The sequence below is a fragment of the Chryseobacterium sp. WX genome (assembly GCF_029542485.1).
GTDB classification, from domain to species: Bacteria; Bacteroidota; Bacteroidia; order Flavobacteriales; family Weeksellaceae; genus Chryseobacterium; species Chryseobacterium cucumeris.
Map to the genome: position 1 here is coordinate 2681135 of NZ_CP120710.1, position 17218 is coordinate 2698352.

Here is a 17218-nt window from a genome sequence, read left to right on the forward strand (position 1 = left end):
ATGGAAAGTATGGAAAACCAACACGAAATACAACACAATCATAAGAATGAAAAGCATAATACTAATCATTCTTTAGCAATGTACAAACGCTTTACTGTAATGGCTGTTGCTATGTTCATAGCTATGTACTTCATTATGTATGCTATGATTGACGGCTTACAGAACCTTATCCTGAACATCAATAATTTATATATGACATTGCTGATGATTTCTGCAATGTTGATCATAGAACTATTGATAATGAAAGGAATGTATGAAAACAAAAAAATCAACTGGGCAATCATAACGGTTTCCTTTGCGATTGGCATCTTTTCTTGGTTTGGTATTCGGGAGCAATTATTTGTGGGCGATAAGGAGTTTGTAAAAGGTATGATACCGCATCACGCAGCAGCAGTATTGATGTCTGAAAAAGCTAAACTTACCGACCCCGAATTGATACAGTTACAAAAAAACATACTGGAAACACAGGCACAAGAAATCGAATTTATGAAGCATAAGCTAAATGAATTTGAAAACAAATAAATAAGATAAAGTTCTTCAATAATATCAAAAGTAAATAAAATGAAAAATATAATTTTCTCAATCATTACATTAGTAACAATTGCAACGGTAACAATTTCCTGCAATCAATCTTCAAATAAAAATAGCGACCAGCAAGCTAATGATAGCACAACAATTGCTGCAACTCCGGAGTTACAATCACCTATACACAATGATACGGTAGCAACTGTTACTTCAACGGATACGTCTTCTCAAGAGGCAGAAAAATCCGATGTGAAGCAAACTCAAAAGTTTACTATCGCACCTATAATTAAGGATTATTTGGCTTTAAAAAATGCACTTGTTGCAGATAATGACAAAACAGCTGCTAATGCAGGAAAGCAATTGTTTACTACCTTAAAAAATGTGGATATGAACGCTATCCCAGCAAATAAACATAAAGAATATATGGAAATAGCTGAAGATGCCAAGGAAAATGCAGAACATATTGGCGACAACGCAGGAAAGGTAGACCACCAAAGAGAACATTTCGCATCCTTAAGTAAAGATGTCTCCGACCTTATTACCTTGTTTGGAACTACACAAAAGCTGTATCAGGACTTCTGCCCAATGTACAATGACGGCAAAGGTGCTATTTGGATTAGCGAAGCTAAGGCAATTAAAAATCCTTATTACGGTAGCCAAATGCTTACCTGCGGTTCTGTGAAAAAGGATTTATAAAATGAAAAAAGTAATAAAGATAATTTTGGCAATAGTACTGTTTTTTTTTATTGCTATACAATTATATCAGCCTGCCCTCAATGTAAATAAGGGGCAGGTTGACAAAACCTATTTTGCAAAAGTTTATACCGTTCCGGAAAATGTGCAAAACATTTTACAAAATGCCTGTTACGATTGTCATAGCAATAATACCAAAAATACGTGGTATTCCAACATACAGCCTATGGCGTGGATGATGAAAAGGCATATTGATAATGGCAAAGAAAAATTAAACTTTAGTGAGTTTGGCAGTATTAGTAGTCGAAGGCAAATAAGTAAATTGAAAGGAATAGCAAACCAAATTAAAGACGATGAAATGCCTTTAGCTTCATATAAAATAATGCACAGCTACGCAAAGCTCTCAAAAGAGCAAAAAAGTTTGATAATGGATTGGATGAACAAAAAAGCAGACAGCCTTTCAATAGAAAATTAAAAGCAGTGCACAAAAAAAATATTAATCACCATTCTTAAAACAATCTATATTCGCAAAAAGGATTGTTGCAAATAAAATTATTTATATGGAACATCAACATACAGAAAATAAAGAAATCCATACAGGGCATGACATGAGCAATATGCAGCATGGAGCAAACCCATCAATGGGCATGGCAGGACATAACCACCATGCCATGATGATTGCCGATTTTAAAAAAAGGTTTTATGTTGTGCTCATCCTAACCATTCCAATCATGTTGCTATCAACCATGATACAACATTTTATGAAAGTTGATTGGCAGTTTGCAGGTTCGCAATACATACTCTTTGCATTGTCAACCGTTGTGTTTTTTTATGGCGGCTTTCCATTTTTAAAAGGATTGGTTGACGAAGTAAAAGCAAAGAACCCCGGCATGATGTTTTTAATCGGGTTCGCCATAACAGTTGCTTACATCTACAGCGTTGCAATTGTGTTTGGGTTACAGGGTATGGATTTCTTTTGGGAATTGGCAACCCTAATACTCATAATGCTTTTGGGGCATTGGATAGAAATGAAATCTGTTGCAGGTGCGTCAAAAGAATTAGAATTATTGGTACAGTTAATGCCAGCCGATGCACATATGGTAATGCCCAACATGGTGCATGATGTAAAAACCGAGACATTAAAAGAGAACGACATTATTTTAGTAAAGCCAGGCGAAAAAGTGGCAGCCGATGGAATAATATTAGAAGGCGAAAGCTACCTGAATGAAAGTATGCTTACCGGCGAAAGCAAACCAGTACAAAAAGTAAAAGGCGATAAAGTAATTGCAGGCGCAATCAATGGCAACGGTTCTATAAAAGTTACCGTTTCCCATGCAGCAAAAGACTCTTACTTATCACAGGTAATTAAATTGGTGGACGATGCGCAAAAATCAAAATCACAAACGCAGCTATTAGCAGACAAAGCTGCAAGATGGCTTACGATTATAGCAATGGTTACAGGCATTGCCACATTTTTATATTGGTATCTCACAGGGCAATCATTGGCTTTTGCAATGGAAAGAATGGTAACCGTAATTGTTATTTGTTGCCCTCATGCTTTGGGTTTGGCAGTTCCATTGGTTGTTGCAAAATCTACAGCCTTATCAGCTAAAAGCGGATTGCTTATTAAAAACAGGACAGCCTTTGAAAATGCAAGAAAAATAACCACCGTAGTTTTTGACAAAACAGGAACATTGACCGTAGGAAAATTTGAAGTATCAAAAGTCGTTTCGTTGCAAAAAGAGTTGGACGAAAATGAAATCATTCGCCTTGCATCAGCATTGGAACAAAAATCAGAACATCCAATTGCAACAGGCATATTGCGAAAAGTAAAAGACTTATCAATCACAATTCCTGCAACAGAAAATTTCAATGCCATCACAGGTAAAGGCGTTGAAGCAACTGTTGAGGGCAAAAAAATATTGGTGGTTAGTCCGGGATATTTAAAAGAAAACAATGTAGCAATCCCCGAAAGCTTTACTGCCAACGACACAGAGACAGTTGTGTTTCTAATCGTCAATAATCAGTTGGCAGGTTACATTGCTTTGTCAGATGAAATCCGCCCTGAATCAGCAGAAGCAATCAAGACCTTAAGAGAAAACAATATCAGATCCATTTTGCTTACCGGCGATAACAACAAAGTAGCAAAGAGTGTAAGTGACACTTTAGGCATGGATAGTTTTATTGCCGAAGTATTGCCACATCAAAAATTAGAAAAAATAAAAGAACTGCAAAGCAAAGACGAATTTGTTGCAATGACAGGCGATGGCGTAAACGATGCACCAGCTTTAGCAGTTGCCGATGTTGGTATTGCAGTTGGTAGCGGGAGCGATATAGCAGCCGAAACCGCAGGTATTGTTTTAGTAAACAGCAATCCAAAAGATATAGTAAGCCTCATTTTATTTGGCAAAGCCACTTACCGAAAAATGATACAGAATTTAATTTGGGCAACAGGTTATAATGTTATTGCGTTGCCTTTGGCAGCAGGTGTTTTATATAAACAAGGCATCTTATTAAGTCCGGCAGCAGGTGCGGTTTTAATGACGGTTAGTACAGTTGTAGTTGCAATCAATGCAAGTTTTTTAAAAATAAAAAAATAAAAATGAAAAAGATAACATTAGTAATATTCATCCTTGCCATGTACACCTTTGCACAAGCACAGGATATGAAAGGTATGGATATGAGTAAAAACGAAAAGGTGCAACAGGCAACTTATACTTGCTCGATGCATCCCGAAATCCACGCCGCAAAACCAGGCAACTGTCTAAAGTGTGGTATGAAATTGATAAAAGAAAAGGCTAAAACGGTAAAGCAGTCATCAAACAAAAAGAACGATGAAATGCAGATACCTCCAAAAGAGCAGCCGAAAATGGTGGACAAAATGAACAATATGTCTATGCCAAAAGAAAAGCCTCAAACCGTAAAAAGAATTGTAAACACAAAACCGCCAAAAACAGTCCGTTACGAACTGTTTGTAAAAGATACTCTAGTAAATTATGCAGGTGAAGAAAAAAGAGCCATAGCAGTAAATGGACAAATACCGATGCCCACGCTCACTTTCACAGAAGGTGATACAGCCGAAATTGTTGTACATAATCAATTAAAAGAAAGTACATCACTACATTGGCATGGCGTTTTTTTACCCAATAAAGAGGATGGTGTGCCTTGGCTTACTCAAAAACCCATTCCAGCAGGTTCAACTTATACCTATCGTTTTCCGATTATCCAACACGGAACGCACTGGTATCACTCACATTCGGGTCTGCAGGAGCAGATTGGTATGTATGGCAGTTTTGTAATGAAAAAGCGTGAGGATGATAAAACTTTTAGAGAGGGAATTGATGATTTGCCTACCGTACCCATCATTTTAAGTGAGTGGACAAACCTTAACCCGGATAACATTAACAGAATGTTACATAATGCCAATGATTGGGCGGCTATTAAAAAAAATGCAACACAATCTTACGCAGAAGCCATTAGAGAAGGTTATTTTAAAACAAAAGTAAAGAATGAATGGAAGCGGATGCTGGCAATGGACGTAAGCGATGTGTATTATGACAAAATATTAATTAACGGAAATCATTCTACTGATTTAAAAAAGGTTGATGGTAAAACGTTAAAAGCAGGAGATAAAGTAAGATTACGAGTGTCAAATGGTGGGGCATCCTCTTATTTTTGGTTGCGATATGCAGGAGGTAAAATTACTGTAGTAGCCAATGATGGTAATGATGTAGAGCCAGTAGAGGTAGATAGATTAATCATTGCAGTTTCCGAAACTTATGATATAGTAGTAACAATTCCTAACGATGGGGTTGCCTATGAGTTTCTAGCCACTACTGAAGACCGAACACAATCTGCAAGTTATTTTGTGGGCAATGGTATTAAACAGCTTATTTCTCCGCTTCCTCGCCTTAAATATTTTGAGGGGATGAAAATGATGAATGATATGATGAAGATGAATGGCGATTTGGACGATATGGGAATGAAAATGAGCTTGAACCAAATGGATATGAATGTGGTAATGTATCCCGAAATCACAGGAGATAGTAAGCAGAAAGAAGATCATAGTCAACACAATATGAATATGGAAAATGATCCCAACCGTTACAATGCAAATGCTTTGGGAGAAATCAAAACGCTGAATTATGCAATGTTACAATCTCCTTCCAATACGGAACTTCCTAAAGATGCTCCAGTAAAAGAATTGAAATTTACCCTTACAGGAAATATGAACCGCTATGTGTGGAGTATGGATAACAAAATCCTATCAGAAGTTGATAAAATCCCTGTAAAGAAAGGAGAAATCTTACGCATTACCCTTTACAATAACTCAATGATGCGACATCCGATGCACCTGCACGGTTTTGATTTCAGGGTAATCAACGGTAAAGGCGAAAAATCACCACTTAAAAATGTATTGGATATAATGCCAATGGAAACAGATATCATCGAATTTTTAGCAAATGAAGAAGGAGATTGGTTTTTCCATTGTCATATACTTTACCATATGATGTCGGGGATGAATAGAGTTTTTGCAGTTGACGATTATCAAAATCCGAATTTACCTGACAAAAAACAAGCATATAATATGTTGCAGCGAGAGAGTAATATGCCACACTTTATGGCGCAGAATGATTTCGCTACCAATGGGAATGATGGTGACGCAATGCTTCAGAATGCAAGATGGAGTTTAGGTACAGAATGGCGTTTAGGCTATAATGATATGCACGGGTATGAAGTAGAAACGCACTTAGGACGATACATAGGTAAAATGCAATGGTTTATGCCCTTTATTGGTTTTGATTGGAGATATCGTAAAATGGGTATGGATGAACACGAAACCAATTTATTTGGACAAAAAAATGAAAAAGATACACGTAGAGCCATTAGTTTAGGTTTGATGTACACTTTGCCAATGTTAGTAAACTTTCAGGCAGAAGTATATCACGATGGTATTGTACGATTGTCGTTGATGCGTGAAGACATTCCGATTACAAAAAGATTGAGGGCGGGTTTTATGGTAAACACCGATATGGAATATATGACTGAGCTAAAATATATTATCAATAAAAATGTGGGTATTCGTACACATTATGACAGTGATATGGGATGGGGATTTGGTATTTCGCTTAATTATTAATTTCAACGAATTATGTAAAGAAATTCGCACAAATTTTATTCTACATTAAAACAAAATCCATCTTTTTGAGATGGATTTTGTTGCTATAATTTATATTAACCATTAATAATCCTTTTTTATATAATCTCGACATAATCAAGTTAAACCTAAATTTCACAATTTTCATTGTAAATAAACCTCTTCTTTTTTTTAACTGCGTGACGAATATTCTAACCAAACGATAATCTTAATACAGATTTTTATAATAATAAAATAGCAACTATTGTCGGTATTTTATTCGTTAATGAGGTTGAAAAATTGTTCAAGAGTAAGTTTTCTTGCTTTACAAATTCTATAAAGTGTTTCAACAGGAATTCTATATGTACCATCACTCTTGATTTTCCGTACAGTACTTTCTTCAATATCGTGGCTTTTAGCAAACGAGTTCTGTGACTTATTTTCTTTAAGCCAAGGAATCAACCAATTTTTAGTTATATACGAACAGATTTTCTCGTTTATGTCAATCATATAACAAAAGAAATATTTTGTTATTGAAATTCTACGGTCGTTCGACCGTAATTAAATTATTTTTGTTATCTTTGTAATACAAGTTACAAGAGTGTAACTTTGCGATAGTTCAAAGAAATATAGAAGCTATTGCTTAGATTCTCGCATTAGAAAACTGGTAATTTTATGTGTACGAGGAGATAAGTAAATGTGCCCACGACTTCGGCGTGGGCTCACTTATCGTACACAGGTATACCAGTGCCTCTAATGCTGTAAGCTGAGTTCCACGCCTTTTCTTTTAGGAAAAATGTAGTAAGTATTTTCAATGATGCAAAGGAATTCACCTTATTTATCTAAGCAGTTACTTCCAGCAATAATTTAGATAAAATAAGCTGCTTATGAAAAGAACAGAATCATTGCCTAGAAAGTTGACCGATCTTCAGTTGTACGAACTGTTGAAAAAAGGCAATCCAACCGCTTTGGAACATATTCATCTGCGTTACAAGAGACTTCTTTTCTGGGTTGGATGGCAGGTGCTTAAGGATGATTTTGTGGTGAATACTATCGTTCAGGACACCTTCCTTAAATTGTGGCTGCATCGTGACACCATTGAAACGCCTAATCATATTACTGGCTTTTTACGGTTTGTGATGAAAAGAGATTCTATATCGTATGTAACCGCTCCAAGAAATAAATTCAGCCGCTTAATGGCTTCTCTTGAAAGTTTTGAGAATTATCAGGATTATCTTGTGGGTTATGATCCCCTGACTGATAAAGAGAATCTCCTCAGTCACGAGTCGGATCAGAAAAATTTCGATGAAGTCAAAAAAGTTTTACCCGTTCTGGATCCCAAAAGAAAACACCTGATCGAGCTTTGCTTGGTATATGGCTTTCAGCACAAACCAATCGCAGAAGCAATGGGAAGTAGTGTGAAAGACATCAGCAATGAGGTAAGCAGAGCTATAAATGATCTTCGAAAAATTCTTAATAGAAGTTCTTTTGAACAGCCACAGGAAAAAGCTTTCGATAACAAGGAACAGTCAGAAAAACTCAGTAGTCAACAACTCGATATTTTGAAAAGAAGGTTTGAGCAGAAATCTTCATTTACAGTTATTGCCCGAGAACTCAAATTACCTGAAAAGGAAGTACATCGGGAATTTCTGTATGCATATCAATATTTACAAAATCAAAACACTTCTGAAATACCTCTTTGAAATGGAAAAATCCACGATGACATTGACCCGAAGAATTCAGTTGCTGATCGATCTTCCTGCAAATGAACAAAAAGAGATGTGGGAAAAACTCTACCGGTATCAGAACCGCTGTTTCCGAGCGGCTAATTTTATCGTTTCCCATCTGTATGTTCAGGAAATGATTAAGGATTTCTTTTACCTTACAGAAGAAATACAATACAAGCTGGCGGATGTAAATAAAGATGAAATGGGAATATTTACAAGATCAAAAACACACACAACTGCACGGATGGTCTTCGATCGTTTCAAGGGAGAAATACCTACTGATATTCTGGGAAGCCTGAACAATACGATTCAATCGACCTTCTCTAAAAACAAAGCCGACTATTGGCAGGGAACAAAATCATTGCGAAACTTTAAGAAAGATATTCCAATTCCGCTTCCGGTCAAATGCATCAGCAAAATGAAGTATGATCCCGAAAAGAAAGCATATAGCTTCAATATGTTTGCTATTCCGGTTAAAACTTATTTAGGGAAAGATTTTACCGACAAGCGATTGATAATGGAACGTCTTTTAAGGGGAGAGATAAAGCTTTGCACATCACAGATCCAGCTGAAAGCCGCAAAGATCTATTGGCTTGCAGTATTTGAATTTGAAAAAGAAGAACATAAATTAAAACCCGAAATCATTGCAGAGGCTTCCCTGTCTTTGGAACACCCGATAGTGGTAAAGGCCAACAATGTGCGAATCAATATTGGCTCGAAAGAGGAGTTCCTGTATCGCAGGCTTGCGATCCAGGCAAGTCAGAAAAGGATTCAAGACGGTATCGCCTATGCCCGTTCAGGAAATGGAGTTAAACGCAAACAGAAAGCATTGTATAAGACAGAGAATCTGGAAAGCAGATATGTAAGTCATCGGCTTCACCTTTATAGCCGAAAACTTATCGATTTCTGTATCCAGCAAAAGGCAGGCACATTGATACTTAAAAATCAGGAAGACAAGATAGGTATTGCTAAAGAACAGGAATTTGTGCTTCGCAACTGGAGTTATTATGAATTGCAGACCAAAATAAAATACAAAGCAGAAAAGGCGGGTATAGAATTGATCATTGGATAGGAAAAAAATAACGAGGGTGCTTGTACACCCGCAGGGTGAGGTGTTGAACACTCACTAAATACTCAGTGAGTATATACAACGGCGTGGGCTCTTTTTTTACTTATGTTTTAAAATACTTCAAACGCTCATTAATAGATTAAACGATTACTTCAGGATAATAACTTTTATATTTAAGGCTCAACCATCTAGTTGAGCCTTAAATATGAAGTTGTAAATGTACTTTTAAAGCATCTCTGTTTTTTTAATACTTATAAATAGCATTATTAAAAAGTCATTCTTTGAATTCTGACAGCATTTAATATAGCTAATAGAGCAACTCCTACGTCCGCAAAAACTGCTTCCCACATTGTTGCTAATCCACCAGCTCCCAATACCAGTACAATCGCTTTCACAGCAAAAGCTAGAAAAATATTTTGCCAAACGATCTTCCGGGTTTGCTTTCCGATATTGATCGCCATCGGTATTTTGCTTGGCTTATCGTCTTGAATGACTACATCTGCGGTCTCAATGGTTGCATCACTTCCCAATCCGCCCATTGCAATACCTACGTCGCTCAAGGCAACAACAGGGGCATCATTGACGCCGTCTCCCACAAAGGCAACTGTTTCATTTTGTGATTTGATCTCTTTTACTTTGTTGACCTTATCTTCCGGTAACAGATCGCCAAAGGCGTTAGTTATTCCCAGTTGATCTGCAACAAATTGTACAACAGTGCTCTTATCTCCACTTAACATCGTGGTTTTTACACCTAAGGCTTTAAGTTTATCAATGCTCAGCTGTGCATCCGCTTTTATACTGTCTGCAATAGTAATGTAGCCTGCAAATTTTCCATCATATGCGATTGCAATTATTGTATAAACGATTTGCGTAGGGTCAAGATCATATTTGATATTGAACTTATCCATCAATTTAAAATTTCCCACAAGTAGATCTTTTCCGTTGATACTGGCTTTCAATCCGTGCCCAGCGATTTCTTCTGTATTTTCTAATTGTATAGAATGGTCAATTTCGCCGACATATTGATGGATTGCCGTAGCGACCGGATGGGTACTTTTGCTTTCTAAAGCATTTACCATCTTCAGAATTTCATCTTTATCAAATTCAGATTTTAAAGTAACTTCCTGAACTTTAAAGACGCCCTCGGTCATTGTCCCGGTCTTGTCCATCACCACATTTTTAATATTGGCAATAATGTCTAAAAAATTACTTCCTTTAAACAGTATACCGTTCTTTGAAGCTGCGCCAATTCCGCCGAAATAACCTAGAGGAATGCTAATAACCAAAGCGCAAGGACAAGAGATAACCAAGAACACTAATGCCCTGTAAAGCCAGTCACGGAAAACATAATTTTCCACGAACAGATATGGTAGTAGGCATATCAGTACTGCGAGTCCGACGACAATGGGTGTATAAATCCTTGCGAATTTTCGGATAAAAAGTTCAGTAGGTGCCTTCTGAGCTGTCGCATTTTGTACCAATTCCAGAATTTTGCTCAACTTACTGTCTTCGTAAGCAGTTGTCACTTTTACCTGAGCAATAGTTTGTAGATTGATCATTCCGGCAAGCACGCTTTCACCTTTGTTTTTGGTATCAGGCTTACTCTCACCAGTTAATGCCGCAGTATTGAACGATGCGGATTCACTTACCAACTCTCCGTCCAGAGCCAGCTTCTCTCCTGATTTTAGCTGTACAATATCTCCAATTTTCGCCTGTTTGGCAGGGATGGTCTTTGGTTGGTTACCTTCCAGAATGGTCACCTCATCAGGACGCTGATCCAACAATGCTTTGATATTATTCTTTGCTCTCGAAACAGCAAGTGTCTGGAAAACCTCTCCTACACTGTAGAATAACATAACAGCAACCCCTTCCGGATATTCACCGATTGCAAATGCGCCTACAGTAGCAATGCCCATTAGAAAAAATTCCGAAAAAACGTCACCTTTGGCAATGCTTTCATACGCTTCTTTTAGAACGGGTAGACCCACAGGCAAATAAGCCACCGCATACCATACGATCCGTACCCAGCCTTGAAACCACTCCTGCGGAAAAAAGTTATCCAGTACGATGCCTATCAACAGAATAACCAGAGAAACAATTGCTGGTAAAAACATTTGAAATGTATTTTTCTCACCAGTGCTATGGTCGTGGTCGTGCCCGTCGTCCTCGCTGTGCGTTTCAGCTTTGTTATTTTTGGTAGAACAGCATTTGTCATCCTCAAGTAATTTTTTGGCGCCAGCATCATTGTAGATTTTGCCTTCCTGAGGTGTGCAGCAAAGCTGATTTCCTTCCTTGTCGTAAATATGTTTGTGTTCCATTGTTGTAGATTTTAAAATTAATGTTCGTGTTCCCCGGAATTACTCAGTTTAGCATTGACAAAAAATGCACCTTTAATAACAACTTCCACATTTGCAGAAATTTCATTAACGGTTGTAATTGCAGTATATCCCATATCGGAAGAACCTTTTACAACTTCTATTTTTTCAAAATTTGTCATTTTTTCTTCTTTCTCAGATATCTTCTTCTCATCTAAATGTTCACCTTCCGCCTCTTCGTGATGTTCTTCAGCTTTTTTGTCTGTTCTGACAAAAATGAAATATTTGCTGTCGGCTTCTATAATGGCTTCGTTTGGAACTGCGGGTGTTGTACTTTTATCCAGGCTGACAATTCCTGTGATATTCATTCCGTCGATCAGTCCGGATTTGTTTCCGGTTACAGAACAGTGAACCGAAATTGTTTTGCTGTCGTTTTCAAAGGATGAACCAATGCTGTAGATTTTTGCATCGTACTCGGTTTCAGGATTATTTGTTAATTTAAAATGGACGATTTGCCCAACTTTCATTTTTGGCAGATCCTTTTCAAAAACCTGCAAATCGAGATGCAGGGAACCGTTATCTATGATTTCTGCAACAGGTGATGAGATGTCAACGTAACTTCCAATTTGTGCAGAAATAGTACTGACCGTTCCACTGATTGGTGATGTGATCACTAAACCGGATCGCAAATTTCCATTATTGACATTGGCGGGATTGATGCCCATAATCTGAAGCTGTCTCTGCACAGAAGATCTTTGTGTTCTCAGGGTTTTCAGTTCAGCATCTGAACTTTGAAGGTTCTTCTTTGCGCCGGCATCATTATCAAATAATTCCTTCTGTCTCCTGTATTCCTGTTCTGCAAATGCAATCCTACTTTTCACAGTCAGGTATTGCTCTTGCAACTGAATGTATTCCGGATTTGAAATGGAGGCAATTACCTGTCCTTTTCTTACAAAATCCCCGATCTGCACATTCAAAGTTTTAATAATCCCACCATACATTGATGTGACGGTCGCTTTATTATTGTTCGGAACTCTAAGTGCTCCATTGGCTTTGATGGTAGAAGTCAGTTCTTTCATCTCGATTTTGCCCAGAGTGATGCCCACCGCTTTCATTTGCTCTCCAGTCAAGCTAGCGATAGTCTGTGGGGCTTCTTCGCCGTGCTCTTCGGCTTGTTCGGTTTTCACTTCGCCCTCCACTTCAGTTGAAGCATCCTTTTTTCCACAGCCTACGAAAAAAACCAAGACAAAGGCGATGTAGATGATATGTTGTTTCATATTATTTATTGATTAAAGAGTTAATGTTGATCACAGACTGATTGACCTGCTGAATTGATTCCAGATATTTGAGCTGAATATTGGTTGCGGTCTGCAATGCAAAAAGGTATTCAACGTAGGAGATTTCTCCTGTTTTATAACCGAGCTGACCAGCTTTCACAATTTTTTCGGCATTTGGCAAAGCCTGACCGACATAATATTCATATTGCAGAATATCCTGTTTGTATTGGTTCAATACGTTTTCAAGTTGGGCGGACAATTGTTTTTGCTGAAGTTTCGCATTGGATTTTGCCATTTGCTTTTGATAATCCAAGGACTGAATTCTTGCTTTGGTTGCTCCAAACGTCAACGGTATTGATATCCCAATGTTGGCAACGTTAAAACGGTTCCCTGCATTGTAATATTTTTCCTGCCCATTCACGGTATGAAAACCAATGATCGATTGATTCGTATAACCCAAACTGAATTCAGGTAAGCCCTGGGATTTTTCTACATTTTTATTTTTCTCGGCAATTTCCATTTCCTGATAGAATGCTTTGACGGTTGGATGATTGGCAATTGTAGTGCTGTCCAATATATATTCAAATTTCAGTGGCTGATAATTTTCACTAAGCGGAATCTCGATTTGATCATCTGTATTTAAAAGCGTTTTCAAATTTTTGTAAGCATTATCAAGATAGATTTTATTCTGATTTAATAATAGATTGATCTCACCTTTCTGCGTTTCCGCTGTACTGATTTCTATCTTCTTGATGTCACCTGCATTAAATCTGACGGTTGCAATCCTGATAAAATCCTGATACAGACTATCGAGTTTCATTAGTTTCTTCTGATTGTAGTGTAAATATTCAATCTGATAAAAATACGTTCTGACCTGTTTTGCAAGCTCATTAACAGTTAGTTCTCTGCTGATCTGTTTCCCTTTGATTTCCTGAGCAATAAGTTCCTTTCTTGCCTTAAACAAAGTCGGGAAAGGAATACTTTGAGAAATGGAAAACGACTGGTCAAACTTCGGACTGTTGTATTGTCCAAGCTGCGCACTAAAATTCATTTTTGGAAGTTCATTGGCTGTAGGTTTTAAGGCTTCAGAAACTTTAATATCCAGATCCTTCGTTTTTACTGAATAATTATTACTCAAAGCCATTTCTGTCGCCTGCTCCACCGATAATGTTTTTATATTTTGAGCATTTAAAGTTTGCCCTACAAGTAAAAATCCTACAACGACAATCGTTGTCAAAGATTTCATTTTAAAATGATTCTTTCTGAATTTTGTATTGAAAATAATGTACAACATTGGCAAAACAAATAACGTCAAGAAAGTCGCAGTGATCAAGCCACCTATAACCACTGTTGCCAACGGTTTCTGAACTTCCGCTCCGGCTCCTGTTGAAATGGCCATCGGAAGAAAACCAAATGAAGCTACGGCTGCGGTCATTAAGACTGGTCGAAGTCTTGTTTTGGTTCCTTCAAAAACACGTTTGAGAATATCGGTTTCGCCATCTTTTTCCAATTGATTGAAGGTTCCGATAAGAACAATCCCATTAAGAACGGCAACGCCAAACAAAGCGATAAAACCAATCCCAGCGCTGATACTAAATGGCATATCTCTTATCAATAATGCGAAAATTCCGCCAATTGCACTCATCGGTATCGCAGTAAAAATTAATGCAGCCTGCTTAAATGAGCGGAATGTGAAGTATAACAAAAAAAATATCAGGAGTAAAGAAACCGGAACCGCAATCATCAGTCTTTTGCTTGCGGCTTGGAGATTTTCAAACTGACCGCCATAAGTAAAGTAATACCCTGAAGGTAATTTTACTTGCTTATCCAACTTAGTTTGAATATCTTTTACTACACTTTCAACATCACGGTCTTTCACATTAAATCCAATCACAATTCTACGTTTCCCTTCATCACGGCTGATCTGAGATGGGCCTAGTTTATAGCTGATATTCGCTACCTGGGAAAGTGGGATCTGGTTTCCGGTACCAGTTGAGATCATCAAATTATTGACGTCATCGATATTGGTTCGGTGAAGACTGTCGAGTCTGACAACCAGGTCAAAACGTCTTTCGTTCTCAAAAACCTGACCAGCAGATTTACCTGCAAAAGCTGTACTTAAAGTATTGTTAACATCCTCAATACTCAACCCATAGTTTGCCATTCTTGTGCGGTCATACTCTACATTGATCTGTGGTAGCCCGCTGATGCGTTCAATTTGTGGAGCAGTAACCCCATCAACAGATTGAATGACTTTACCGACCTGATCTGCGTAAATTGTAAGGGAATCCAAATTTTCACCAAAGATTTTCACCGCCACATCCTGACGGATTCCAGTCATTAGTTCATTAAAGCGCATTTGTATAGGCTGGTTCTTCTCGAAAAATACACCGGGAATCAATTCTAATTTTTCTGAAATTTCATCTGCCAGCTCATCATAAGACTTTTTACTCTTCCACTCATCCTGTGGCTTTAAAACAATGATCAGATCAGTCGCTTCCGGAGGCATTGGGTCAGTGGGAACTTCGGCAGCCCCTGTTTTTCCCACTACCATTTTCACTTCATCAAAACCTTTGATGATTCGGGATGCCTGCATAGACGTTTCAATACTTTGCGACAGTGAACTTCCCTGGGGCAATATGCAGTGAAAAGCAAAATCTCCTTCCTGTAATTGCGGGATGAATTCTCCTCCCATCCTGCTAAAAATAATGAGGCTCAATGCGAATAAAGCAATAGTCACTGAAACAATCACTCCTTTAATTTTTACCGCTTTTTGCAATATTGGCTGGTAGATACCTTGCAGTTTATCCATCAACTTATCAGAGAAACTTGCTTTTGTCGAAATCTTTTTAGATAAGAACAAGGCGCTCATCATAGGAATATAGGTCAACGATAGTATCAAAGCTCCTAAAATTGCAAAGCCAACTGTTTTTGCCATTGGCGTGAACATCTTACCTTCAACACCCACCAAAGTTAGAATAGGAATATAAACGATCAAGATAATAATTTCCCCAAATGCAGCACTGTTTCTGATTTTAGAAGCGGAAAGGAAAACTTCTTCATCCATCTCTGACTGTGTCAGTCTTTGAGTAGATTTTCTAAGACCCAAATGATGGAGTGTAGCCTCCACGATGATCACGGCACCATCAACGATCAATCCAAAATCTATCGCGCCTAAACTCATCAAGTTGGCACTGACTCCGAAAACATTCATCATCCCTAATGCAAAAAGGAGTGATAGTGGGATTGCAGAGGCAACAATCAATCCTGCTCTGAAATTTCCTAAGAATACGACCAGTACAAAAATTACGATGAGTGCACCTTCAATAAGATTTTTCTCAACCGTATTAATTGCTCTTCCAACAAGATCTGTACGGTCCAGGAACGGCTCTATAATCACATCATTTGGGAGTGACTTCTGGATCGTCGGAATTTTATCCTTAATTAAATTGACAACTTCATTACTGTTTGCTCCTTTCAGCATCATAACAATACCACCAACAGCATCTACCTGACCATTATAGGTCATTGCTCCATAGCGAACTGCACTGCCGAGACGGACTTCCGCAACATCTTTGACAAAGATGGGAACACTGCCAGTTTTATTATCAATGGCAATATTTCTAATATCCTCAAGCGAAGTTACGACGCCGATTCCACGAATGAAATAGGCATTTGGTTTTTTATCAATATAAGCCCCTCCTGTATTCTGATTGTTCTTTTCTAAAGCGGTGAAAAGGTCTGTGATGCTGATTCCCATTGCCCTAAGACGGTTGGGATCGACAGCTACTTCATACTGTTTCAGTTCTCCTCCAAAACTATTGACTTCTGCGACACCGGGAGTTCCGTTCAGCTGTCTTCTTACGATCCAATCCTGCATTGTTCGCAGTTCTTTGGAGGAATACTTTTTCTCGCTACCTTTTTTCGGATGGAGAATATACTGGTACACTTCCCCTAAACCAGTGCTGACTGGCGAAAGCTCAGGCGTTCCAACGCCTTTCGGGATTTCTTCGGAAGCTTCCTTCAGTTTTTCAGTTATGAGTTGACGTGCAAAATAGACATCAACATTTTCCTTAAATACAACGGTAATAACCGATAGACCGAATCTTGAAATACTTCGGGTTTCTTCGATATTGGGAATATTGGCAATGCTCTGTTCAATTGGGAACGTTACCAACTGCTCTACTTCCTGTCCCGCCAATGTCGGGCAAACTGTAATGATCTGAACCTGATTATTGGTAATATCAGGAACTGCATCAATGGGCAATCTCGTTGCACTCCACGAGCCCCATATAATCAACAACAAGGTCATTACGCCAATAACAATCTTGTTGTTGATGCTAAATTTTATGATTTTATCTAACACAGAATTTTTAATTTAACTTTTTATAGAAATTGCTGTTGAATAATAGGCAGAACCTGTCCGAATATCAATAATAATAGTACAGCAAACATAATATTGAAGACAATGCATC

11 protein-coding genes are annotated in these 17218 nt (G+C 37.9%); 7 read left to right on the forward strand and 4 right to left on the reverse strand.

What is annotated here, in order from left to right; translation table 11 throughout:
• The 5 genes from PZ898_RS12075 to PZ898_RS12095 all read left to right on the forward strand — a co-directional run bounded on the left by PZ898_RS12075 (position 1) and on the right by PZ898_RS12095 (position 6358).
• Entirely contained in the window at positions 1 to 522 is a 522-nt protein-coding gene (locus tag PZ898_RS12075; protein WP_056012966.1) for a DUF305 domain-containing protein, read from the forward strand.
• Between the two features lie 39 nt (positions 523 to 561).
• Positions 562 to 1221: a DUF3347 domain-containing protein gene (locus PZ898_RS12080; RefSeq protein WP_056012968.1), complete on the forward strand. Its 660-nt coding sequence runs from the start codon at positions 562 to 564 to the stop codon at positions 1219 to 1221.
• A gap of 1 nt (position 1222) precedes the next feature.
• Positions 1223 to 1693 (forward strand): heme-binding domain-containing protein, encoded by a 471-nt coding sequence (locus tag PZ898_RS12085; protein WP_056012971.1) that lies wholly within the window; start codon positions 1223 to 1225, stop codon positions 1691 to 1693.
• A gap of 85 nt (positions 1694 to 1778) precedes the next feature.
• Positions 1779 to 3818, forward strand: coding sequence for a copper-translocating P-type ATPase (locus PZ898_RS12090; protein WP_056012974.1), 2040 nt, complete (start codon positions 1779 to 1781; stop codon positions 3816 to 3818).
• Between the two features lie 2 nt (positions 3819 to 3820).
• Positions 3821 to 6358 carry a multicopper oxidase domain-containing protein gene (locus PZ898_RS12095; protein ID WP_117590171.1) on the forward strand — a complete coding sequence of 846 codons (2538 nt, stop codon included), beginning with the start codon at positions 3821 to 3823 and terminating at the stop codon, positions 6356 to 6358.
• Between the two features lie 273 nt (positions 6359 to 6631).
• Here PZ898_RS12095 and PZ898_RS12100 read toward each other — a convergent pair whose 3' ends face one another.
• On the reverse strand, positions 6632 to 6865 hold the full coding sequence (locus PZ898_RS12100; RefSeq protein ID WP_056012977.1) for a helix-turn-helix domain-containing protein: 234 nt from the start codon (positions 6863 to 6865) through the stop codon (positions 6632 to 6634).
• 377 nt (positions 6866 to 7242) lie between these two features.
• Between PZ898_RS12100 and PZ898_RS12105 the strand changes: the two genes are divergently transcribed.
• Both PZ898_RS12105 and PZ898_RS12110 read left to right on the forward strand, forming a co-directional pair.
• The gene (locus tag PZ898_RS12105) at positions 7243 to 8058 is read left to right on the forward strand and encodes a sigma-70 family RNA polymerase sigma factor (protein ID WP_056012979.1); all 816 of its coding nucleotides are present in this window, start codon (positions 7243 to 7245) and stop codon (positions 8056 to 8058) included.
• Between the two features lies 1 nt (position 8059).
• Complete coding sequence (locus PZ898_RS12110; protein WP_056075237.1) at positions 8060 to 9154, forward strand: hypothetical protein; 1095 nt, start codon at positions 8060 to 8062, stop codon at positions 9152 to 9154.
• Between the two features lie 263 nt (positions 9155 to 9417).
• Here the strand turns inward: PZ898_RS12110 and PZ898_RS12115 are convergent, their stop codons facing one another.
• The 3 genes from PZ898_RS12115 to PZ898_RS12125 are packed head-to-tail and all read right to left on the reverse strand — an operon-like array spanning position 9418 to position 17109.
• On the reverse strand, positions 9418 to 11469 hold the full coding sequence (locus PZ898_RS12115) for a heavy metal translocating P-type ATPase (protein ID WP_056013324.1): 2052 nt from the start codon (positions 11467 to 11469) through the stop codon (positions 9418 to 9420).
• Positions 11470 to 11486: 17 nt separating this feature from the next.
• Positions 11487 to 12743: an efflux RND transporter periplasmic adaptor subunit gene (locus PZ898_RS12120; RefSeq protein ID WP_056013321.1), complete on the reverse strand. Its 1257-nt coding sequence runs from the start codon at positions 12741 to 12743 to the stop codon at positions 11487 to 11489.
• A 1-nt stretch (position 12744) separates the two neighbouring features.
• Positions 12745 to 17109 carry a CusA/CzcA family heavy metal efflux RND transporter gene (locus PZ898_RS12125; protein WP_082474556.1) on the reverse strand — a complete coding sequence of 1455 codons (4365 nt, stop codon included), beginning with the start codon at positions 17107 to 17109 and terminating at the stop codon, positions 12745 to 12747.
• Between the last annotated feature and the right edge of the window lie 109 nt (positions 17110 to 17218).

What these genes read in the sequence shown, in the direction of transcription:
- PZ898_RS12115 (WP_056013324.1), bottom strand. Translation starts at nt 11,469, where the DNA reads ATGGAACACAAACATATTTACGACAAGGAAGGAAATCAGCTTTGCTGC.
- PZ898_RS12080 (WP_056012968.1), top strand. Translation starts at nt 562, where the DNA reads ATGAAAAATATAATTTTCTCAATCATTACATTAGTAACAATTGCAACG.
- PZ898_RS12085 (WP_056012971.1), top strand. Translation starts at nt 1,223, where the DNA reads ATGAAAAAAGTAATAAAGATAATTTTGGCAATAGTACTGTTTTTTTTT.
- PZ898_RS12090 (WP_056012974.1), top strand. Translation starts at nt 1,779, where the DNA reads ATGGAACATCAACATACAGAAAATAAAGAAATCCATACAGGGCATGAC.
- PZ898_RS12100 (WP_056012977.1), bottom strand. Translation starts at nt 6,865, where the DNA reads ATGATTGACATAAACGAGAAAATCTGTTCGTATATAACTAAAAATTGG.
- PZ898_RS12075 (WP_056012966.1), top strand. Translation starts at nt 1, where the DNA reads ATGGAAAGTATGGAAAACCAACACGAAATACAACACAATCATAAGAAT.
- PZ898_RS12120 (WP_056013321.1), bottom strand. Translation starts at nt 12,743, where the DNA reads ATGAAACAACATATCATCTACATCGCCTTTGTCTTGGTTTTTTTCGTA.
- PZ898_RS12095 (WP_117590171.1), top strand. Translation starts at nt 3,821, where the DNA reads ATGAAAAAGATAACATTAGTAATATTCATCCTTGCCATGTACACCTTT.
- PZ898_RS12105 (WP_056012979.1), top strand. Translation starts at nt 7,243, where the DNA reads ATGAAAAGAACAGAATCATTGCCTAGAAAGTTGACCGATCTTCAGTTG.
- PZ898_RS12110 (WP_056075237.1), top strand. Translation starts at nt 8,060, where the DNA reads ATGGAAAAATCCACGATGACATTGACCCGAAGAATTCAGTTGCTGATC.